Here is a 20,517-nt window from a genome sequence, read left to right on the forward strand (position 1 = left end):
TGTCCCGATGGAGAGAGAGGGGCCAGCGGCCCCTCTTTCGATCCGGCTCAGAAGCCGGGCTTGCCGGGGTACCAGTTGGTCCCCGCGAGCGGCACCTGGGCCATCGCGGCGGCCTCCATGGTGAGCGCGCAGAGATCCTCGGGTTCGAGATTGTGGACGTGGTTGTGGCCGCAGGCCCGCGCCAGCGTCTGGCATTCCAGCGTCAGCACGTTGAGGTAGTTGCGCAGGCGGCGGCCCGCCGCCACCGGATCGAGCCGCTGCATCAGCTCGGGATCCTGGGTGGTGATGCCCGCCGGGTCGCGCCCTTCGTGCCAGTCGTCATAGGCGCCGGTGGTCGAGCCCAGCTTCTGATACTCGGCTTCCCATTTCGGATCGTTGTCGCCCAGAGCGATCAGCGCCGCCGTGCCGATGGCCACCGCGTCGGCGCCAAGCGCCAGCGCCTTGGCCACATCGGCGCCGGTGCGGATGCCGCCCGAGACCACAAGCTGCACCTCGCGGTGCATGCCCAGATCCTGAAGCGCCTGCACGGCGGGGCGGATACAGGCCAGCGTCGGCTGGCCGACATGTTCGATGAACACGTCCTGCGTCGCCGCCGTGCCGCCCTGCATGCCGTCCAGCACCACCACATCGGCCCCGGCCTTCACCGCCAGCGCGACGTCGTAATAGGGGCGCGCACCGCCGACCTTGATGTAGATCGGCTTTTCCCAGTTGGTGATCTCGCGGATCTCGAGGATCTTGATCTCCAGATCGTCCGGCCCGGTCCAGTCCGGGTGACGGCAGGCCGACCGCTGGTCGATGCCCACCGGCAGGTCGCGCATGCCCGCGACGCGCTCGGTGATCTTCTGGCCCAGCAGCATGCCGCCGCCGCCCGGCTTGGCGCCCTGCCCCACCACGATCTCGATGGCATCAGCCCGGCGCAGGTCGTCGGGGTTCATCCCGTAACGGCTCGGCAGATATTGATAGACCAGCTTTTCCGAATGGCCGCGCTCTTCCTCGGTCATGCCGCCGTCGCCGGTGGTGGTCGAGGTGCCGGCCAGGGTGGCGCCGCGTCCCAGCGCCTCCTTGGCGTGGCCGGACAGCGCGCCAAAGGACATGCCCGCGATGGTGACCGGGATCTTCAGCTCGATGGGCTTCTTGGCGAAGCGCGTGCCGAGGGTCACCGAGGTCTCGCATTTCTCGCGGTAGCCTTCGAGCGGGTAACGCGACATCGACGCGCCAAGGAACAGCAGGTCGTCGAAATGCGGCACCCGGCGCTTCGCCCCGCCGCCGCGAATGTCGTAGATGCCCGTCGCCGCCGCCCGGCGGATTTCCGAGTTGATCGAGTTGGAGAAGGTCCAGCTCTGGCGCGGATCGGTTTGCGGTGTCTTTTCCATGTCGCGCTCCTCAGTATTCGTCGGCGTGGTCGATGTTGAAATTGTAGAGCTTGCGGGCCGAGCCGTAGCGCTTGAACTCTTCGGGCTTGGCATCGGCGCCCGCCTTCTCAAGCAGCACCTTCAGCGTCTCGATATGTTCGGGCCGCATCTCTTTTTCGATGCAGTCGGCGCCCAGCGATTTCACGCTGCCGCGCACAAAGAGCCGCGCCTCATAAAGCGAGTCTCCCAGCGCGTCGCCTGCGTCGCCCAGCACCACGAGGTTGCCCTTCTGCGCCATGAAGGCGGACATATGGCCGATATTGCCGTGCACGACGATGTCGATGCCCTTCATCGAGATGCCGCAGCGGCTCGATGCGTTGCCCTTGATGTTGAGCAGACCGCCATGGCCGGTGGCACCCGCATATTGCGAGGCATCGCCCTCGATGGTGACGATACCGGACATCATGTTCTCGGCCACGCCCGGCCCGGCAGAACCTTCGACGGTGACGGTGGCTTCCTTGTTCATGCCGGCGCAGTAATAGCCGGTCGACCCCTTGATGGTGACATTCAGCGGGCCGTCGAGCCCGCAGGCCATGGCATGGCTGCCGCGCGGGTTGGTGATGACATAGGCCTCGTTGGCCTGCGCCTTTGCGGCGGCTTGCAGCGTGGTGTTGACGGCGCGCAAATCGGTGGCGGTCATGTCGAGCGTGGTGGTCATGGCTCAGCGCTCCCAGAAATAGACGGTGGCGGGTTCGGGTTCCCAGACCTTGGCGGTCTCGATACCCGGAAGATCGGCAAAGGCGCGGTATTCGCTGGCGAAAGCCACGTAATCCTCGGTCTCGGCCATCACGGCGGGTTTGCAGGCAATGGGGTCGCGGACGACGCCAAAGCCGTTCTTGGTGCCGGTCACGAAGGTGAAGAACCCGTCGAGATCGTCGATCGTGCCTTCCAGAGCCTCGCCCAGCGTTGCGCCGTCGGCGATGCGCGAGGAGATATAGGCGGCGCCCACCTCGGTGTCGTTTTCCGACCGGGTGAAGACGCCCTTCTTCGCCAGCTTGCGGCGCATCTGGTTGTGGTTCGACAGCGAGCCGTTGTGCACCAGGCACTGATCCTCGGCGGTCGAGAACGGATGTGCGCCCATGGTGGTCACGGCGGATTCGGTCGCCATGCGGGTGTGGCCGATACCGTGGCTGCCGCCCATGGCGCGCAGGTTGAACCGCGCGGCCACGTCCTTGGGCAGACCCACTTCCTTGTAGATCTCCATCGAGGCGCCCGAGCCCATGATGCGCAGGCCCTTGTCTTCGAGAACGGCAATCGCCTCGGCGGCCTTGTCCTCGGGTACGACCAGCACCGCATGGGTATCGACAACCGTCACGGTCACCGGCGCGTCCAGCGCCGCGCTCAGCGCGGCCTCAAGCCCGTCGAACTCGGTTTCGGGTGCCTTCGACTGCACCGTGATCTTGGTGCTGCCCTCGGCCGCATCGCCATAGATCGCGATCCCGGCACTGTCCGGGCCGCGGTCGGTCATGGTGATGAGCATATCGGTCAGCATATCGCCCAGCTTGGGGCGCAGGTCATCCTTCTTCAGGAACAGCCCAACGATGCCACACATGGTGTTCTCCGCAATGAATCTATCCGGGGCGCGATTGCGCCGCTGTAACATCACTAAGGGGAAATCTATTTTCTCTTCAAGAAAGTTTTTGACCTCGGAGGAAGATTTCCAAGGTCAGCCGGAATTTGCCTGTTTCTTGGTCATATTCGTGGGATTTTCAGCATTTCCGCTCACAGCGTGAGCAAAATGCGCAATCTCAGCCCGCCTGCGGGTAGGTGATGACCGACAGATAGCGCAGCGGGAGGGCGAGAATTTCCTCCGGGCCGTGCGGTGCATCCGAATCGAAGAGCAGCGCGTCGCCGGGCTCCAGAAGATAGCTCTGGTCGCCGTGGCGATAGCTGACGCGGCCCTCCAGGATATAGAGGAACTCGATCCCCTCGTGCTGGAAGGTGGGAAACCGCTCCGACTCGTCGGTCAGCGTCAGCAGGTAGGGCTCCACCACGACACCGGAGTTGTTCGACCCGATATGGCCCAGAAGGTTATACTGATGCCCGGCCCGCGTACCGGCGCGCTCGATCTCGGCGCCCTGCCCCGCCTTCACATGCATCGCGCCGCGCGGCTCCTCGAAGCCGGAGAAAAGCTGCACCAGCGGCACGCCAAGCGCATTGGCCAGTGCCGACATGGTGTTCAGAGAGGGCGAGATGACCCCGTTCTCGATCTTCGACAGCATGCCCACGGACAGGCCGGTCTTGCCCGCCAGATCGCCGCCGGTCATGCGCTGGCGCTTGCGCAGTTCGCGCACCTGCCGGCCGATGGCCACTTCGAGGTTCTTTTCCCGCGCCTCCCCCACCGCATGGGGGTTCTGCGACAGCGGCGTGCTGCGTTTCTTCAAGGCCACACTCTCAATCTTCCTTGTCCGACATGGCATGTGCCAGGTCCGGTTTCACCCGCTGGTGCCAAAGCTGACCCTTGGCGCGCAGCTCTTCGATCAGCGTCGCGCCATGCGCCTCCAGCCAGTCGAGCACCGAGCCGAACTCCTGAATCCGCGCCTTGCCGTCGCGGATCGCCACCACCGGCCAGTCGCCCACCAGCGCATTGTCGATGCCATAGACCTCGGTGCCCCACCAGCGCGCCATGCCGAAGGTGTGCGGCATGCTGCGCCCGCGCTTGAGCGCGGCCAGCACCGACGGGCTGGCAAGGCTGTCGGCCATCTCCACCGCGTCGTGCCAGCGATCAAGAATCGCGGCATATTCCCAGCTCACCGCCGTCCACTCATCGGGGAAACGCTCGTTGAACGTGTCGAAGAAGGTCTTGGGACGGCGAAAGAAGAACTCCGCCCGCTCCAGCGCCGGATCGTCGAAATCCGGGAACTGGAAGGTAAAGCGCTCCATGAAGACGGGCGAGGTTTGCGCCACCAGCCGGTCGTAATGATCGCAGGTACAGGCGAGGATCTCGCCCTGAAACCCCGCCTTATAGGCGGCAATTGTCAGCGCCTCGATCATCGGCGGCGCCGAGGAACACCAGCAGAGCACATCCGGCTCCGCCGCGAGCATCGTCTTTAGAATGGCGCCGGCATCGCCGGTCTCGGCATCATACTGCACCTCTTCCACGATCTCGCGCCCCGCCACGCGGCAGGCGGCGCGGTAGGTGGCAAGCGAGGGCAACCCCATCTCGTCGGCCTGCGAACACAGCGCCACGCGCCGTGCCTCGGGCCGGTGCCGCGCCAGCCATTCGACGCCGGTCACATTGAAGAATGGGTGCACCTCGGCGGGGGCGATCAGGGTCGGGTGATCCGGCGACAGGTCCGAGGGCAGCAGCGTCGCGGTCAGCACCCGCCGGTCCATCAGATAGGCCAGCGCCAGCCCCATGTCGCGCCCGCCAAGCGTCAGCATCAGCCGCACCTTGCGGGTCTCGACCATCTGCCGCGCGGCCTCCAGCGCCGCCTCGGCGCCCTGTGCGCTGTCCGCCTCGACCAGCTCCACCAGATGCCGCCGCCCGCCGACCATCATGCCGCCGTGCTCGTTGATCCAGTCCACCCAGATCCGGCAGCCGTCGAGGCCCGGCCGCCCCCAGAATTCTTCCGAGCCGGTCAGCGGCACCAATGCGCCGATGCGGATGGGTGCGCGTTCCTGCACGCTGAGTCGGGGCAGACTCCCCGAAACGGCGAGGCGTTGGGCCAGTGACACTGCGCTCATATGGTCCCCTGTCGCTCAAAAAGAGGGCAAATCCTCACATTTCCCCTCCCCCGGATATTCCCCTAAAGAAAATTCATTGACCAGAGGAAAACTTTTGGACCAAACCAGAGTCAACCAATGGAACCAATTTATATGATTGGTTCATACCACAACAGAAGCCCAACGGGAGATCACGAATGACCAAACGAGTAGCCATCATCGGCGCCGGCCCCTCCGGCCTTGCCCAGCTTCGCGCCTTCCAGTCCGCCGCCGCCCAGGGGGCCGAGATCCCGGAAGTCGTCTGCTTCGAGAAACAGTCGAACTGGGGCGGGCTGTGGAACTACACCTGGCGCACCGGCGTGGACGAGAACGGCGAGCCGGTGCATTGCTCGATGTATCGCTACCTCTGGTCCAACGGCCCCAAGGAGGGCCTGGAATTCGCCGACTATTCCTTTGAGGAGCATTTCGGCAAACAGATCGCCTCCTACCCGCCGCGCGCCGTGCTTTTCGACTATATCGAAGGCCGCGTGATCAAGGCCGATGTGCGCAAGTGGATCCGCTTTTCCTCGGTCATCCGCTGGGTCGAATACGACGCCGCGTCCGGCATGTTCGATGTCACCGTGCACGACATGACCGAAGACCGCGTCTACAAGGAACGGTTCGATTACGTCATTTGCGCCTCGGGCCATTTCTCCTCGCCCAACGTGCCCGAATACCCCGGCTTCGACCAGTTCAACGGCCGCATCGTGCACGCCCACGATTTCCGCGACGCGCGCGAATTCGAAGGCAAGGACGTGCTGGTGATGGGCTCGTCCTACTCCGCCGAGGACATCGGCTCGCAATGCTGGAAATACGGCGCCAGGTCGATCACAAGCTGCTACCGCTCGGCGCCCATGGGCTTCAACTGGCCGGACAACTGGGAAGAAAAGCCCGCCATGGAGCGTGTCGAGGGCAAGACCGTCTATTTCAAGGACGGCAGCTCCAAGGATGTGGACGCGATCATCCTCTGCACCGGCTACAAGCACTATTTCCCGTTCCTGCCCGACGATCTGCGCCTGAAGACCGCCAACCGCCTCGCCACCGCCGATCTCTACAAGGGCGTGGTCTATGTGCATAACCCCAAGATGTTCTATCTGGGCATGCAGGACCAGTGGTTCACCTTCAACATGTTCGACGCCCAGGCCTGGTATGTCCGCGACATCATCATGGACCGCATCGCGGTGCCCGAGGACAAGGCGGTTCTGGAAGCCGACGTGAAAGAACGGGTGGAGCGCGAAGAGGCCTCCGACGATGTGAAATACGCCATCGAGTATCAGGCGGATTACATCAAGGAGCTGATCGCCGACACGGATTATCCGAGCTTCAACGTCGACGGCGCCACCGAAGCCTTCATGCAGTGGAAAAAGCACAAGGCCAAGGACATCATGGCCTTCCGCAACAACTGCTATGAATCGGTGATCACCGGCACCATGGCGCCCGTGCACCACACGCCGTGGAAAGACGCGCTCGACGACAGCATGGAAGCCTATCTTCAGAACTGAAGGCGGGCCTTCCCCCTCCCCCTGATCCGGGGGCCTTGCGTGCCCCCGGTCTTTTTCTTCGATGGAGACCGACCTTGCTCGACAAAATCGGCCAGCCCTTCCGACCCGGCGCGCCCAAAGCCTCCTGGCCCCGGCGCGCCGCGGCCTACACGCTCGCCCCGCGCGAGGAGCGCCACACCGTTCCCGGCGGCGGGGCGCTGCTGGTCGAGCTGCGGCAGGGCGACCGGATCTCCGTCACCAACACCGAGGGCGGCCAGCCCTGCGAGCTGCTGGCCGCCCGTTCCGACGGGCGCGTGGATGCGGGCCTGCTGGGCCTGAGCGCCGATGCCGCGGGCGACGGTCTGCGCGCGGTGCTGGAGAGCGGCGCGCCGGGCATCGTGCGGCTGCGGCAGGGTCTGGAAAAACGCGGCATCGACGCAAGCGCCCGGACCGTGGGCCTCTTCTCCGCCACCAGCCCCGCTGGCGACAGCGCCGAGGCCATTGCCCAGGCATCCGGCTGGCTGGTCATCGCCGCCCCCGCGCCTGCGCCCGATTTCGAAGCGCAGACCACCGCGACGCCTCTCACCGTCACCATCATCCGCGCCGAAGCGCGGCAGGCGGGGCAGTTCGCGCTGCCCGATCCGCTCGCCGATCCGGTGCTGGACCTGCGCGTCGCTTCGGCCACGGCGCGCGCCTATCGCGTCGCCAAGGGCGAATACATCCAGATCATGGATGTGGACGGGCGCCAGTGCACCGATTTCCAGTGTTTCGACGCGCGCAAGGTGGACAAGGGCATCTTTCACCCGCTCGACGTGACCACCACCCGCACCATTCAGGGCCACGATTACCCGATGCCCGGCCTGCACGGGAAATATTTCGACCACGACCTGACCCCGCTGGTCGAGGTGGTGCAGGACACCTGCGGGCGCCACGACGCCTTTGCCCTGGCCTGCAACGCGAAATATTACGATGACATCGGCTATCCCGGCCACGCCAACTGCTCGGACAATTTCAACGCCGAACTCTCCGCCTATGACATCCCCGGCCGCCCCGGCTGGATGGCGGCGAATTTCTTCTTCAACACCGCCATCGACGCCCATGGCGTGATGGTCGCCGACGAGCCGTGGAGCCGCCCCGGCGATTACGTGCTGCTGCGCGCGCTGACCGATCTGGTCTGCGTCTCCTCGGCCTGCCCCGACGACACTTCGGCGGCCAATGGCTGGCACCTGACCGACATCCATGTGCGCACCTATGGCGCCGAGGAACGCTTTTCCCGCGCCACCGCCTGGCGCCCGACCCCCGACGAGGACCCGATCATGACGCGTCAAAGCGCCTTTTACGACAGTTTCGCCGCGATGACGCGCGACTTTGCCGATTACAACGGGTTCTGGCTGCCGAACACGTTCCCGGACTGCGACACGGTGGAAAGCTACTGGGCCTGCCGCAACGACGTGGTGGTCACCGACCTCTCGGCGCTGCGCAAGTTCGAGGTCACCGGCCCCGACGCCGAGGCGCTGATGAACTGGGTGCTGACCCGCAACGTGGAAAAGCTGGGGATCGGCCAGGTGGTCTATTCCGCCATGTGCTACCCCCATGGCGGCATGATCGACGACGGCACGCTGTTCCGGTTGGGCGAGCATAATTTCCGCTGGATCGGCGGATCGGACGAGGGCGGCGTCTGGATGCGCGAGGAGGCGGCGCGGCTGGGTCTGAACGTGATGATCCGCTCCTCCACCGACCAGATGCACAATCTGGCCGTTCAGGGCCCGAAATCGCGCGAGCTGATTTCCGCGCTGTTCTGGACCGCCCCGCATCAGCCCGAACTGACCGGGATGGGCTGGTTCCGCTTCACGCCCGCGCGCCTCGGCGGCCCCGAAGGCGTGCCGGTGGTCGTCTCGCGCACCGGCTATACCGGCGAGCTGGGCTATGAGGTGTTCTGCCATCCCAAGCACGGCGCCGAGATTTTCAACGCGATCTGGGAGGCGGGCCAGCCGCTGGGGATGAAACCCATGGGGCTTGCCGCGCTGGATCTGGTGCGCATCGAGGCCGGGCTGGTGTTCGCCGGCTACGATTTCTCGGACCAGACCGACCCGTTCGAGGCGGGCGTCGGCTTTACCGTGCCGCTGAAATCCAAGACCGCCGATTTCGTCGGACGCGAGGCGCTGCTGCGGCGCAAGGAAACGCCGTCCCGCAAATTCGTCGGGCTGGAGATCGAGGGCCAGAACGCCGTGGCGCATGGCGACTGCATCCGCATCGGCCGCGCCCAGGTGGGCGAGGTCTGCTCGGCCATGCGCTCGCCCCGCACCGGGCAGTGGATCGCGCTGGCGCGGATCGACGTGGCCCATGCCGAAACCGGCACCGAGGTCGAGGTCGGCCAGCTTGACGGCCACCTCAAGCGCTATGCCGCGAAGGTCGCCGATTTCCCGCATTACGACCCGCAAAAGACCCGGCCCCGCAGCTAGGCTCTCCGCGTCCGGACCCTGCGGCGCGCCCTTGCCCAAGGGCGCGCGTTTGCATTTCCGCCCCGGCGCTCAGCCCCGCCAGACACCCGCCAGCGCCGCGACCCCGGCGCGGGCGCTTTCATCGTCCAGCCGCGCGTAGCCCAGCAGCAAGGTGGCATCGGGATCGCACAGCGCCGCGCCCGCGCCAAAGCTCGAATACCCGTCGTGCAGCGTCGGGATGCACAGCCCCGCAGCCCGCGCCCGTTCGTGCAGCGCGCGGGCGCCCGGGCCGCCGGGCGGCAGGTGCCAGACCAGATGACGCCCGGCCTGGGCCCCGGTGATCCGCTGCTCCGGGAACTGCTCGTCGAGACAGGCGCGCAGCGTGTCGCGCACCTGCCGGAAATGCTGCTGCACCCGGCGCAGGTGGCTGAACAGGCTGTCGCTGGCCATGAACTCGGCGGCGGCGCGCTGTTCCAGCCAGTCGGGCTCGGGGTTGAGAAACGGCTTGATGATCAGGAACTGCTCGATCAGCCCCGGCGGCAGCGCCACGCAGCAAAGCTGCACCCCCGCGCCGATCCAGGACGAGAAGCCGTTGATATAAACCACCCGGTCCAGCCGGTCGAGCGAGAACAGCGAGGGGATCGGCGAGTGATCGTAGCTGAACTCTCCGAACGTGTCCCACTCCACCACATGCGCCCCGGTCTCCGCCGCCCAGTCGAGCAGCGCGCCGCGCCGCGCAAGGCTCATGGTGACCCCGGTCGGCTGCTGGTGCGAGGGCGTGACGAAAACCGCCGCAACCTCGTGACGCGCCAGATCCTCGACGCAGAGCCCCTGCGCATCCACCCGCACCGGCACCACCTCCAGCCCCTGGCTGCGCAGAAGATAGTGCAACCCGGCCTCGCAAGGGTCCTCGACCGCGACGCGGCGGATGCGATGGGTCAGAACCCGCGCCACCGTGTCCAGCGCCCGGTAATCGTCGAGAACGATGGCGCAGCGCGCCGGATCGACCGAGATGCCGCGCAGCGGGCAGACCGACCCCGCCACCGCCTCGCGCAGCGCGGTCAGCCCGGCGGGATCGGTCTGACCCGCATTGCGCGCCTGAAACGGCAGATGCTTGATCAGCAGCCGCCGCCAGGTGCGTTCCGGCGCGATGGCCGGGTTGCTGCCCTTGAGCCCGAAATCGAACTGGCCCCCGCGCGGCGGCGGACCGGGCTCGGGGCCGGGCAGCGGGCCCGCCTCCGGCAGCGGCGGGCTCTCCGGCGCGGGCCGCTCGGCCAGGGCCGAGAACTGCCGGTCGGGCAGCCGCTCGCTCACATAGGTGCCGCTGGTTCCGAAGGACGACAGATAGCCCTGGCTGATGAGATTGGCATAGGCGTTCTTGACGGTGTTGCGCGATACAGAAAGCTGCTGGCTGAGCGCGCGCGAGGCCGGAAGCCGCATCTTCGGCCCGATCACCCCGCGCGCGATCAGATCGCGGATCGCGACAAAAAGCTGGTCCTGGATCGGCACGTCCGAGCCGCGGTTGATCTTGACCGGAAGCTGCACCAGGGCGCCGCTCATGCGCTGTTCTCCATTCTGTCCGTCCCGGTGCCTGCGGCACCCGCCCGGCGGCCGGACCGACAGGAGGATCCCGCCTGCCCGCGCCGTCAAGGCCCCGGCGCCGCGCCCTTGCCCGGCGCCGGAAATTCACCGGGGCGCGCCCAATTTCGGGACGCCCCGACCCGCTTAATCCGCCATCCGCGCCAGCAGTTTCAGCCGGTAGTTGTCGGCCACGATGGCAAGGATCAGCAGCAGCCCGATCACCACCATCTGGAGGTACGAATTGAGTTGCAGCAGGTTCATGCCGTTCTGCACGAAGATGATGAACACCGCGCCCAGCACCACGTTCCCCAGCTTGCCGATGCCACCGAACAGGCTCACCCCGCCGATGGCGCAGGCGGCAATGGACATCAGCGGATATTCCACGCCGATATTGCTTTCCCCGCTTTCCAGCCGCGCGGTCAGCAGCAGCGCCGAAATCCCGGTGATCCCCGAGGAGACGACATAGGTCATGAAGAGATTGAACTTGGTGTCGATCCCCGAGAGCTCGGAGGCCTTGGGGTTGCCGCCGATGGCATAGAGATAACGCCCCGCCCGCGTCCAGCTCACGTAGAGATGCACCAGAACCAGCACGGCGGCGGTGACGATCACCGGCACGGCGATGCCGAAGAGCTTGCCGTAGCCGAAGATCTCGGAAAATTCATAGGGCAGCCCGTATACCGGCGTGCCGCCGGTCGAGTAGAAGGCCAGGCCCGAGACGATGGAGGACATGGCCAGCGTCATCACAAAGGGCGGCACGTTGAAATAGGCGACCCCGATGCCGTTGGCGGCGCCGATCACGAGGCAGGTCGCCATGCCCGCGCCCATGCCCAGGGCGATGGCGGCGGCGGGGCCCATGGGGGATGTGGCGACCATGGCCATCGAGGTGACCACCGAGCCCATGGCGAACATCGTTCCGATGGACAGGTCGAGCCCGCGCGTCAGCAGCACCAGCATCTGCGCCACCGCCGCGAGGATCAGATAGGTGGCCTGCCGCGCCACGGTCGAGATATTGCTGCCGGTCAGAAAGCTGTCGGTCGTGAGCGTCAGCAGCAGTACGCAGGAGATCAGGAACCACGGCAGGATCCCCGCGCGAACAAAGACGCGGGTCACGAGGGTCTTGAGTTTCAAGGGGGCGGCGGCAAGCGGCACGCCGGGGGCGGTATTGGCAGACATCAGTCGGTCTCCGGATCAAAGAAATGGCTCAGGACGGTCTCTTCGGTGGTCTCGCAGGCGGGCAGGTCCGCGCGCAGCCGGGCGCGGTGCATGACATAGCTGCGATGGGCGAGATGCAGGATTTCCGGCAGGTCGGACGAGATCAGCACCACCCCGGCCCCGGCTTCGCAAAGGTCGCGCATGGCGCGGTAGATCAGCATACGCGCACCGATATCGACACCCACCGTCGGCTCGTCGAAAATCACCACCCGGCCCCGCGCGTCTTCGGGCTGCGCACCGATCCGCAGCAGCGCCTTTCCGATCAGCACCTTCTGCTGGTTGCCGCCGGAAAAATGCTCGGCCCGGCGCTCGATATTCATCGGGCTCAGCGCCAGCCGCTTGGCCACCGCCGAGACATCGCGTTTCTCGGCGCTTCGGCGCAGCAGACCGCCGCGCGAGAACCCCGGCAGGTCGAGCGCGGCAAGCGACATGTTCTCGCGCGCGGGCAGCACCATGGCGAGCCCCTCTTCCCGCCGGTCCGGCGGCACATAGATCAACCCCCGGTCCAGCATGGCGCGTGGGCCCAGCCGGTCGATCCCGGCATCGGCATCGAACACCGTCTCGCCGCGCAACTGGATGCTGCCGCGATCCGGACGCAGGATGCCAAAGGCCGCGCGGCCGATCTCGGACTTGCCCGAGCCCACGAGCCCGGCAATGCCCACCACCTCGCCCGCGCGCACGCGGATCGAGACATCCTCGAGCACCGTCTCGCTGCCCGAGGACGCGCAGATGCCGTCGAGCCGCAGCAGCTCCTCGCCGGGATCGGAGCGGATCTGCGGAAAGATCTGGTCCACCACCCGGCCCGTCATCAGCGCGACCAGCCGTTCCTGCGTCGTGCCCGCGACCGGCAGCGTCTCGATATAGCGCCCGTCGCGCAGCACAGTGATGCGGTCGCCGATGCGCTGGATCTCGCTCATCCGGTGGGTGATGTAGACGATCCCGATGCCTTCGGACTTGAGCTGTTCGATCAGCTCGAACAGCCGTTCGGTCTCGCGCTCGGTCAGCGAGGCGGTCGGTTCGTCGAGAATGACCACCGAGGGGCGGGTGCAGAACGCCTTGGCGATCTCGACCATCTGCTGTTCGGCGCGCGACAGATACAGCGCGTGCTGGCCGGGCCGCAGCTCGAAGCCCAGACGATCCAGCACCTCGGTCGCCATGCGCCGCACCGCGCGCTTGTCGAGCATGCCGCCGCGCCGGGGCTCGTCGCCGAGAAAGAGATTTTCCTCTACCGTCATCTGCGGCACGATGGAGAATTCCTGGAACACCGCGCTGATGCCCAGCGTCCGGGCATGGCGCACCGATTCCAGCGTCACCTCGCGCCCGCGCAAGAAGATCCGCCCCGAGCTGGGCCGGTGCACCCCCGCGATGGTCTGGATCAGGGTCGATTTCCCGGCGCCGTTCTCGCCGAAAAGCACATGCACCTCGCCGGGCCGCACGTCGAAATCCACGCTATCCAGCGCCAGCGTGCCGGGGTAGCGCTTGGTGATCCCCTCAAGCCGCAGCAGCGGCGCGCCCGCATGGGCCGGATCGACCGGCCCATGGGGTTCGAGGGAGCTGGGAGGACGCGGCGCCGCGCGCGCCGTGTCTCCGGGTTCCACGATCTGCGCCATGCTCAGTCCACGCTGAACTCGGGCGTCCAGCCCGCCGGCGCCAGCGTCGAGCCGGAGTCGAACTCGGCATAGCTGTCGCGGGTGACCACAAGGGGCAGAGGCTGCACATGTTCGGTGATCCGCTCGGTATTGCCGTATTCCGGCGCGCCGCCGGTGGCCATCTCCTTCTTCTCCAGCAGACGCACCGCCTGGTCGATGGCGATCCGGCCCTGCAACACCATCTGATCGCTGGGCGCCATGGCCATGCGGCCCTGTTTCATCAGCAGATCGACGCCGGTGTTGTAGTAATAGGAGACAAGCTGCGTGCTGTCCGAAATGCCCCGGTCGCGCACCACGCCCACGGCGGCCTCGATGGTCGGGGTCGAGCCGATGATATATTGCAGATCCACCTCGCTGCCCGAGCTGCGCGAGGCCACCACATCCTCGACCAGCTTGAGCTGGATCGACTTGCCGGTATCGCCCCATTTCGTGGCAATCAGCTCGACATCGCTGCCCTCGACCCCGGCCATGCAGCCCTGATCGCCGGCCACCGACCAGGCCGCGCCCGGCGGTCCGGGGAACCAGGCCGCGCTGACCTTGCCGCTGCCTTCGGGATGTTTCTGCGCCACCCAGTTGCAGGCGAGATAGCCCAGCAGATACCAGCTTTCGAGGATCTTGGCATCGACCTGCGTGCCGACCCCGTTCACCAGGTCGATGACCGGAATGCCCTGCGCGCGGATCTCGTCCACCTGGTTGGCGTTGCCCTTGCCCGAGATCGCCGACAGCACCACCGCGTCGGCCCCGGCGTTCACGCAATCCTCGACCTGGCGGAGCTGGCGTTCCAGATTGGTATAGCCGCCCGCCTCGAACAGCGAGATCTTCTGCCCCAGGCGCTTGCCTTCCGAGATCACCCCATAGCCGATGCCGACCCAGTAGGAATCCTTGAGATGCGGAAAGGCGACGCAGATGTTCCATTTCTTCGTCACCTCGTCGGGCGACAGCGGCACATACTCGGCGACGGGCAGCGCGGCGGGGTTGTTCGCAGGATCCGCCCAGCAGGCATCCGACCCGTCGGTGCAGGACAGGCTGTAGGGGTTCACCTCGGCCGGCCACCAGGGCTCTTCGGCCCAGAGGCTCCCGGCGAAAAGGGCGGTGCTTGCGGCGGCGGTCAGCCCGCGTGCGAAGGGGGATAGGCGCAATGTCATGTGGTTTGTCTCCTGTTGGGAAGCCCGGTTTTGTCCCGGGCGGTTTGGCGCCCCTCCAGCACGGAGAAGACGCGGGATGGCGATGAGTGCGGATCGCTGCGTGCGGCGACCGTGGCCGTCACACCTGCCCCGCCGTGGATCAGCAGCGGCGTGCCCTCGGCGGCGGCGAAGCGGTAGAGCCAGGCGAAGCCGATGGCGCGGCCCCGCCGGGGCGAGACCCGTCCGCTGGTCACCAGCCCCGCCTCGCGGCCGAAGGCATAGACCTGCGCGCCCGCGACAAGCGGCGCGGCGCCGGGGCCAGTCTCGATCGGGCAGAGATGAAATCTTTCGTTGCCGCGCCGCCGCAGCAGCCCGGCCCGGCCCTGAAACGCGGGCTTGCCCGGCGCGACAGCCCAGCCCAAGCCGGCCTCCCATGGGGTGGCGCCGGGGCCCAGATCCTGCGGAAACGCCGGCTGGCCGCGCTCGGCGCGCAGCGCCCGCAGGTCGTCGGGCGTGCAGGGCAGCAGCCCGCCCCGCTCCAGCAACGCGGCGCGGATGGCGGCCGTTGCAGGCGCCTCCGCCAGAATGTCGAAGCCGGTGATGGGCCCAAGCCCGGTCTGGGCCAGCAGCCCCTCCTCTCCGAAAAGCCGCCCCCGCAGCGCCTGGCACCGCGCCAGATCCGCCACATCGCAGCCCAGATGCCCGGCCAGCAGCGCCGCCGCCCGGGGACCGTAAAGCGACAGCCGCCGCAACGACGTCTCTCGGGTGCACCGTATCCGCCGCTGCTTTGCCAGCCCGCTCAGCAACGGCGCGGCGGCGCCGGTTCCCAGGATCAGCAGAACCGCGTCGTCTTCCAGCCAGTGAATCCGCGCGTCGTCGAGAATGCCGCCGTCTTCCGCAAGGATCAGCGTGTAAGCCCCCTGCCCTGCGGCAATGCCCGTCAGATCCCTCGGGCTGATGAAATCGACAAGGCCGCGCGCGCCGGGGCCGGAAAGCCGCAGCATATGTTCGCTTTCCCGGTCGCAGAGCGCCACCCCGTCCAGCAGCGCCGCCAGCGCCGGGGACTCCTCCGGCCCGGGCAGAGGCCCGTCCGGGGTGGAGGGAATGCTGTGAAGACGGCCGGGTTGCGGCAAGACACGCTCCTTGCGCCCGCGCCGAGGCGGGCGTCACCTTTGGGATCCAAGCGGCCGGCCGGGTGTGTCCGGCGGATGGCCATTTCCAGAATGAGATGCCGCGTTTGCCGGAGGATCGGCCGGCGGCATGGCAGCCGGACCCACCTGGCCCGGACTGATGACCCAATCTTGGGCTCGGGTCCGCGGATCGAGAAAGGCCCAAGCAAAGACTAGTTCATGGACCCAAGGCCCGCCGCACGGTCCCAGCCCCGGCCAGGGCGGCCCCACGCCGGGCGCCGGGCCCGCGATCGGGCCGGAACATTCGAATTAAATACATGTTTTGATTGCCAAAACTCTGCGATTCGCTTGCACGGCCCCGCAGCGCCCAACCGTCTCGGCCCCGGCGCCTAAATTTTGCTCACATTCACCTTATCTAATTGATTAAAGGATATTTTATTCCTTTCCCTCCCGATCAACGCCACAGCACCCACCTTCCGGCGCTCTCCCGACAACGGCCCTCTGTCGCCGTTTCGCCCCCCAAAACAGGCACGCCTTTCGCCCAAAAGGCATCGCACATGCCGCGCCACGCGACTCCCGGGCAGACCCGAAATTGGGCCCACGAAGATTATGGGTCTTGGGCCTTTCAAAGCCGCTGTTTTCACCCAGACTGATGCTCATGGCCACCGACAGCGCCTTTTGCACGAGGCATCACGCGGCGGCCCCTTCAACCGGACCCTCGACCGGACACACGTCTGCCCACGCGACACCCGGCACCGGGCCGCGTTCCCGCACCGCGTGCCCCCGGCCCGAAAGTCCCGATTTTGCAAGAGATGGAAGAGGACCATGACCAAAGACCTGACGACTGCGGAGACCCAAGTGTTGGTGTCTCTCGACCCCGCCGGCAGCAAAAGCGGCAAGGAAGTGCGTGGCCCCGCCACTCTGGGCGAAATCGTGGACGGCACCTGCGAACAGGTGCTCGACGTGTTCATGACCAGCGAGAACGGCAATTTCTTCGCCGGTGTCTGGACCTGCACCACCGGCACCATGAAGCTGACCGATTATCCCTTCAACGAAATGGCGGTGCTGATCGAAGGCAAGATCGTCATCACCGACGCCGACAGCGGCACCGTTTCCACCTTCGGTCCCGGCGACGGGTTCGCGATCCGCAAGGGCTTTCGCGGGACCTGGGAAATGTCGGAACCGGTACTCAAGCGCTTTGCCGGCGAAATCCCGGCCTGATCGCGACGCGCGCGGTCCTGCGGCAGCTTCCCCGGGTCGCGGGACCGCAACGCAACTGCCCGGCGGATCGGCCGGATCCGCCGGGCAGAAGACCAACCCCACAGGGAGACGACCATGGCTGTGACGGAAAAAAAGGGTTACTGCGCGCTCTGCACCTCGACCTGCGGCGCGGTCTATTCGGTGGAGAACGACCGCATCGTCTCGGTGCGCAGCGATCCCGAACATCCGACCGGGCAGTCCATGTGCCTCAAGGGGAAATCCGCGCCCGAGCTGCTCGACAACCCCGACCGGCTGACCACGCCCCTGCGCCGGACCCGCCCCAAGGGCGATGCCGATCCCGGCTGGGAGCCGATCTCCTGGGATATGGCGCTGGATCTGGTGGCCGAGCGGCTGGGCGCCATCCGTGCCGAAAGCGGCGCCGAGGCGGTGGGCTTTGGCATCACCACCCCGTCGGGCACCCCGATGGCCGACAGCGCGCCCTGGGTCGAGCGGTTCGTCTTCCGCTTCGGCAGCCCCAACATCGTCTACGCCTCCGAGCTTTGTAACTGGCACAAGGAAGGCGCCCACAGCTTCACTTTCGGGCGCGGCATGCCGCTGCCCGATTACGCGCGCACCGATCTCATCATCCTCTGGGGCTTCAACCCGTCCAGCACCTGGCTGTCGCAGGCCCATGCCATCGGCGAGGCCCGCAAGCGCGGTGCAAAGCTGATCGTCATCGACCCACGCGAAACGGCACTGGCGCGCGAGGCGGATCTCTGGCTACGTGTGCGGCCCGGCGGCGATGCCGCCCTGGCCATGGCGCTGACCCACGAGCTGATCGCCCACGACGGTCACGATGCTGCCTTTGCCACACAGTGGAGCAACGCACCGCTGCTGGTGCGCGAGAGCGACGGCGCGCTGCTGCGTGGCGCCGATCTGGGCCTGTCGCCCGCCGATGCCCCGGTGTTCTGGGACGAAGCCACCGGCGCGCCGGCGGTGCTGCCCCCCGCCACGCCCGGCACCGCACGCCCCCTGCCCGAAAGCGCCGCCCTGCACGGCCGCTTCGACCTTCGCAGCATCGACGGTACCGCCCTGCCCTGCCGAACGGTCCTCGATCTTTATACCGAGACCTGCGCCGCGATGACCGGCGACGCGCTGGCCGAGGCCGCCTGGGTCGATCCCGGCGAGATCCGCAAGGCCGCCGCGATGATCGCCGAGGCGGGCGCGGTCTCAATGCATAGCTGGACCGGGGTCGAGCAGCACGCCAACGCCACGCAGACCATGCGCGCCATGAGCTGCCTCTACGCACTCACCGGCAGCTTCGACGCCGAGGGCGGCAACCGCATCTTCGGCAGCCAGCCCGCCGCGGCCGTGAACGACATCGCCCAGCTTCCCGAAGGCCAGCTCGACAAGGCGCTTGGCCGTGAAGACCGGCCCATCGGCCCCGCCGCCGCCGGCTGGATCCGCACCCGCAGCCTTTACGACGCGATCCTGACGGGCACGCCCTACAAGCTGCGCGCCTATGTCGGCTTTGGCGGCAACCCGTTGCTGTCGCAGGCCGACACGAGACTGGCGCAGGACGCCTTCCGCGCGCTGGAGTTCCATGTCCATTGCGACATGTTCATGACCCCCACCGCCGCGATGGCCGACATCGTGCTGCCGGTCAACACGCTCTGGGAACGCGAGGCGCTGCGCATCGGTTTCGACATCTCGCCCGACGCGGCGGACTGGGTGCAGTTGCGCCAGCCCATGGTGTCGCGGCGGGGCGATACCCGCTCGGATGCGGAAATCGTCTTTGCGCTGGCCGGGCGGCTGAACATGGGCGAGGCGTTTTTCGGCGGCTCGCTCGAACGCGGATACGAGGCGATGCTGGCCCCGCTGGGCCTCGACCTCGCCACCCTGCGCGCCAATCCCGGCGGCATCCGTCTGCCGCTCGATCACCCCACCCGGACCTACCGGCACGAAGGGTTTGCCACCCCCTCGGGCCTGGTCGAGCTCTATTCCGAAACCCTGCGCGAACAGGGCCAGCCACCGCTGCCCGATGCCGCCTCGGCCCGGCCCCCGGCGCCGGGCAAGAGATGGCCCTATCTGCTGACCACCGCGAAAAGCGGCTATTACTGCCACAGCCAGCAGCGCAGCCTGGCAAGCCTGCGCCGCAAGGACGGCGCCCCCACCGCGCGGATCTCGCCCGAGCTGGCGATGGCCAAGGGCCTGCAAACCGGCGACTGGGCCGAGATCCGCACCCGCAACGGCAGCGCCCGGTTCCGCACCGAGATCGCCGCCGGGCTGCATCCCGGCGTCATCCTCGCCGATTTCGGCTGGTGGCAAAGCTGCGCTCCGCTCGGTCAGGGCGAAACCCCGGTTTCCGGCAAGGGCAGCAGCAATTTCAACAGCCTCATCGACACCAGCCACGTCGATCCGGTCAGCGGCGGGGTGCCCATGCGCTCCTTCCCCTGCGACATCCGGCGCGAAAAGCGGCGCGGCGCGCAGCCGAAACGCTGGGATGGAGAGCGCCCGCTGATCCTGCGCAAAAGCGTGCAAGAGGCGCCGGGTGTCCGGCGTCTGCATCTGGCGGCCCCGGACGGTGCCCGCCTGCCCGGTTTCGCGCCGGGCCAGAGCCTGACGCTGGCCTGGGATCTCGGCGACGGGCGGCGCGAAACCCGCTCCTATTCGCTGATCGGGCGCGGCGGCACCACCTCGGTCGCCGAATACCGCATCTGCGTGCGCAACCTCTGGACCGAGACCCCGCCCCCAGCCGGGGCCTTTGCCGCCTCCGACCATCTCACCGCCAGGCTGCACCTCGGCGAGACCGTCGAGGCGCAGGCGCCCACGGGCAAGTTCCTTTTGCCGGTCCAGTCCTCGCGCCCGGTCGTCTTCTATGCGGCGGGCATCGGCATCACCCCGTTCCTCTCGGCGCTCGAAACCGCCGCCGCCGAACGCGCGGAGACCGATTTCACGCTGATCTACAACAGCCGCAACCGCGACTCCCATGTCTTTGCCCGGCGTCTGCGGGCGCTGCAAAAGCGTCTGCCCCGCTTGTCGGTCATCGACATCTACAGCCGCCCCCGGCCCCACGAGCAGGCGGGGCGCGACTTCGCCCATGAAGGCCACATGAACCTATCCCATCTCGACCCCGCGCTGATCGAGGCGCGCGCGCTGCACTACCTCTGTGGCGGCACCGAGATGATGGACAACATGACCGCCGCGCTGATCGCGGCGGGCGTCCCCCGCTTCGACATCTTCCGCGAAGCCTTTCAGGCGCCGCCCCGGATCCTGCCCCCCAGCGACGCGCGGTTCGAGATCACCTTCGCCCGCAGCGGCCGCAGCCTGATCTGGGACGGCACGCAGGACTCGCTGCTGCGGCTGGCGGAGAACGCCGGGCTGGCCCTGCCCAGCGGCTGCCGGGTCGGGCAATGCGAGAATTGCACCATCGGCGTGCTACACGGCCAGGCGGTACATGCGGATGGCAGCGCCCCCGAGGAAGACAACCGTTGCCTGTCCTGCCAGGCGGTTCCGGTGTCGGATATGGTGATTGATGCCTGACACCGCCACAAGCGCCGCCGCGCGTGTCCACGAACGGCG

The 20,517-nt window shown here is 67.1% G+C and carries 14 protein-coding genes; 4 read left to right on the forward strand and 10 right to left on the reverse strand.

Going from position 1 to position 20,517, the window contains the following annotated elements; genetic code table 11:
- Window positions 1-47: 47 nt before the first annotated feature.
- The 5 genes from M4578_RS13915 to M4578_RS13935 form a co-directional block, all read right to left on the reverse strand.
- Complete coding sequence (locus M4578_RS13915; protein ID WP_258093888.1) at window positions 48-1,373, reverse strand: FMN-binding glutamate synthase family protein; 1,326 nt, start codon at window positions 1,371-1,373, stop codon at window positions 48-50.
- A 10-nt stretch (window positions 1,374-1,383) separates the two neighbouring features.
- Window positions 1,384-2,070, reverse strand: a complete 687-nt coding sequence (locus tag M4578_RS13920) for a GltB/FmdC/FwdC-like GXGXG domain-containing protein (protein ID WP_258093889.1) — start codon at window positions 2,068-2,070, stop codon at window positions 1,384-1,386.
- Between the two features lie 3 nt (window positions 2,071-2,073).
- Window positions 2,074-2,964 carry a class II glutamine amidotransferase gene (locus M4578_RS13925; protein ID WP_258093890.1) on the reverse strand — a complete coding sequence of 297 codons (891 nt, stop codon included), beginning with the start codon at window positions 2,962-2,964 and terminating at the stop codon, window positions 2,074-2,076.
- Between the two features lie 196 nt (window positions 2,965-3,160).
- Window positions 3,161-3,832, reverse strand: coding sequence for a helix-turn-helix domain-containing protein (locus tag M4578_RS13930; RefSeq protein ID WP_258093891.1), 672 nt, complete (start codon window positions 3,830-3,832; stop codon window positions 3,161-3,163).
- The gene (locus tag M4578_RS13935; RefSeq protein ID WP_258093892.1) at window positions 3,807-5,099 is read right to left on the reverse strand and encodes an ABC transporter substrate-binding protein; all 1,293 of its coding nucleotides are present in this window, start codon (window positions 5,097-5,099) and stop codon (window positions 3,807-3,809) included. The genes M4578_RS13930 and M4578_RS13935 overlap by 26 nt, the downstream gene beginning before the upstream one ends.
- Window positions 5,100-5,275: 176 nt before the next feature.
- Between M4578_RS13935 and M4578_RS13940 the strand changes: the two genes are divergently transcribed.
- Together M4578_RS13940 and M4578_RS13945 are read left to right on the forward strand one after the other, a co-directional pair.
- On the forward strand, window positions 5,276-6,619 hold the full coding sequence (locus M4578_RS13940; protein ID WP_258093893.1) for an NAD(P)-binding domain-containing protein: 1,344 nt from the start codon (window positions 5,276-5,278) through the stop codon (window positions 6,617-6,619).
- Between the two features lie 74 nt (window positions 6,620-6,693).
- Window positions 6,694-9,060, forward strand: coding sequence for a trimethylamine N-oxide demethylase (locus tag M4578_RS13945; RefSeq protein ID WP_274705632.1), 2,367 nt, complete (start codon window positions 6,694-6,696; stop codon window positions 9,058-9,060).
- 69 nt (window positions 9,061-9,129) lie between these two features.
- Here the strand turns inward: M4578_RS13945 and M4578_RS13950 are convergent, their stop codons facing one another.
- The 5 genes from M4578_RS13950 to M4578_RS13970 all read right to left on the reverse strand — a co-directional run bounded on the left by M4578_RS13950 (window position 9,130) and on the right by M4578_RS13970 (window position 15,738).
- The gene (locus M4578_RS13950) at window positions 9,130-10,599 is read right to left on the reverse strand and encodes an aminotransferase-like domain-containing protein (RefSeq protein ID WP_258093894.1); all 1,470 of its coding nucleotides are present in this window, start codon (window positions 10,597-10,599) and stop codon (window positions 9,130-9,132) included.
- A gap of 165 nt (window positions 10,600-10,764) precedes the next feature.
- On the reverse strand, window positions 10,765-11,793 hold the full coding sequence (locus M4578_RS13955) for an ABC transporter permease (RefSeq protein ID WP_258093895.1): 1,029 nt from the start codon (window positions 11,791-11,793) through the stop codon (window positions 10,765-10,767).
- Window positions 11,793-13,442 carry a sugar ABC transporter ATP-binding protein gene (locus tag M4578_RS13960; RefSeq protein WP_258093896.1) on the reverse strand — a complete coding sequence of 550 codons (1,650 nt, stop codon included), beginning with the start codon at window positions 13,440-13,442 and terminating at the stop codon, window positions 11,793-11,795. Before M4578_RS13960 ends, M4578_RS13955 begins: the two co-directional genes overlap by 1 nt.
- Window positions 13,443-13,444: 2 nt before the next feature.
- Complete coding sequence (gene torT / locus M4578_RS13965; RefSeq protein WP_258093897.1) at window positions 13,445-14,626, reverse strand: TMAO reductase system periplasmic protein TorT; 1,182 nt, start codon at window positions 14,624-14,626, stop codon at window positions 13,445-13,447.
- Window positions 14,623-15,738 carry a glycine cleavage T C-terminal barrel domain-containing protein gene (locus tag M4578_RS13970; RefSeq protein ID WP_258093898.1) on the reverse strand — a complete coding sequence of 372 codons (1,116 nt, stop codon included), beginning with the start codon at window positions 15,736-15,738 and terminating at the stop codon, window positions 14,623-14,625. Before M4578_RS13970 ends, torT begins: the two co-directional genes overlap by 4 nt.
- 822 nt (window positions 15,739-16,560) lie before the next feature.
- Here M4578_RS13970 and M4578_RS13975 point away from each other — a divergent pair.
- Both M4578_RS13975 and M4578_RS13980 read left to right on the forward strand, forming a co-directional pair.
- Window positions 16,561-16,956: a cupin domain-containing protein gene (locus M4578_RS13975; RefSeq protein ID WP_258093899.1), complete on the forward strand. Its 396-nt coding sequence runs from the start codon at window positions 16,561-16,563 to the stop codon at window positions 16,954-16,956.
- A gap of 114 nt (window positions 16,957-17,070) precedes the next feature.
- A complete protein-coding gene (locus tag M4578_RS13980) occupies window positions 17,071-20,478 on the forward strand; it encodes a molybdopterin-dependent oxidoreductase (RefSeq protein ID WP_258093900.1) in 3,408 nt (1,135 codons plus the stop codon).
- Window positions 20,479-20,517: the final 39 nt, after the last annotated feature.

It is taken from the genome of Salipiger pentaromativorans (genome assembly GCF_024721115.1).
GTDB classification, from domain to species: Bacteria; Pseudomonadota; Alphaproteobacteria; order Rhodobacterales; family Rhodobacteraceae; genus Salipiger; species Salipiger pentaromativorans.

Coding starts and splice junctions, on each gene's coding strand:
- M4578_RS13925 (WP_258093890.1), bottom strand. CDS start 2,964: ATGTGTGGCATCGTTGGGCTGTTCCTGAAGAAGGATGACCTGCGCCCC.
- M4578_RS13955 (WP_258093895.1), bottom strand. CDS start 11,793: ATGTCTGCCAATACCGCCCCCGGCGTGCCGCTTGCCGCCGCCCCCTTG.
- M4578_RS13980 (WP_258093900.1), top strand. CDS start 17,071: ATGGCTGTGACGGAAAAAAAGGGTTACTGCGCGCTCTGCACCTCGACC.
- M4578_RS13950 (WP_258093894.1), bottom strand. CDS start 10,599: ATGAGCGGCGCCCTGGTGCAGCTTCCGGTCAAGATCAACCGCGGCTCG.
- M4578_RS13920 (WP_258093889.1), bottom strand. CDS start 2,070: ATGACCACCACGCTCGACATGACCGCCACCGATTTGCGCGCCGTCAAC.
- M4578_RS13915 (WP_258093888.1), bottom strand. CDS start 1,373: ATGGAAAAGACACCGCAAACCGATCCGCGCCAGAGCTGGACCTTCTCC.
- M4578_RS13975 (WP_258093899.1), top strand. CDS start 16,561: ATGACCAAAGACCTGACGACTGCGGAGACCCAAGTGTTGGTGTCTCTC.
- M4578_RS13940 (WP_258093893.1), top strand. CDS start 5,276: ATGACCAAACGAGTAGCCATCATCGGCGCCGGCCCCTCCGGCCTTGCC.
- M4578_RS13960 (WP_258093896.1), bottom strand. CDS start 13,442: ATGGCGCAGATCGTGGAACCCGGAGACACGGCGCGCGCGGCGCCGCGT.
- torT (WP_258093897.1), bottom strand. CDS start 14,626: ATGACATTGCGCCTATCCCCCTTCGCACGCGGGCTGACCGCCGCCGCA.
- M4578_RS13935 (WP_258093892.1), bottom strand. CDS start 5,099: ATGAGCGCAGTGTCACTGGCCCAACGCCTCGCCGTTTCGGGGAGTCTG.
- M4578_RS13930 (WP_258093891.1), bottom strand. CDS start 3,832: ATGCCATGTCGGACAAGGAAGATTGAGAGTGTGGCCTTGAAGAAACGC.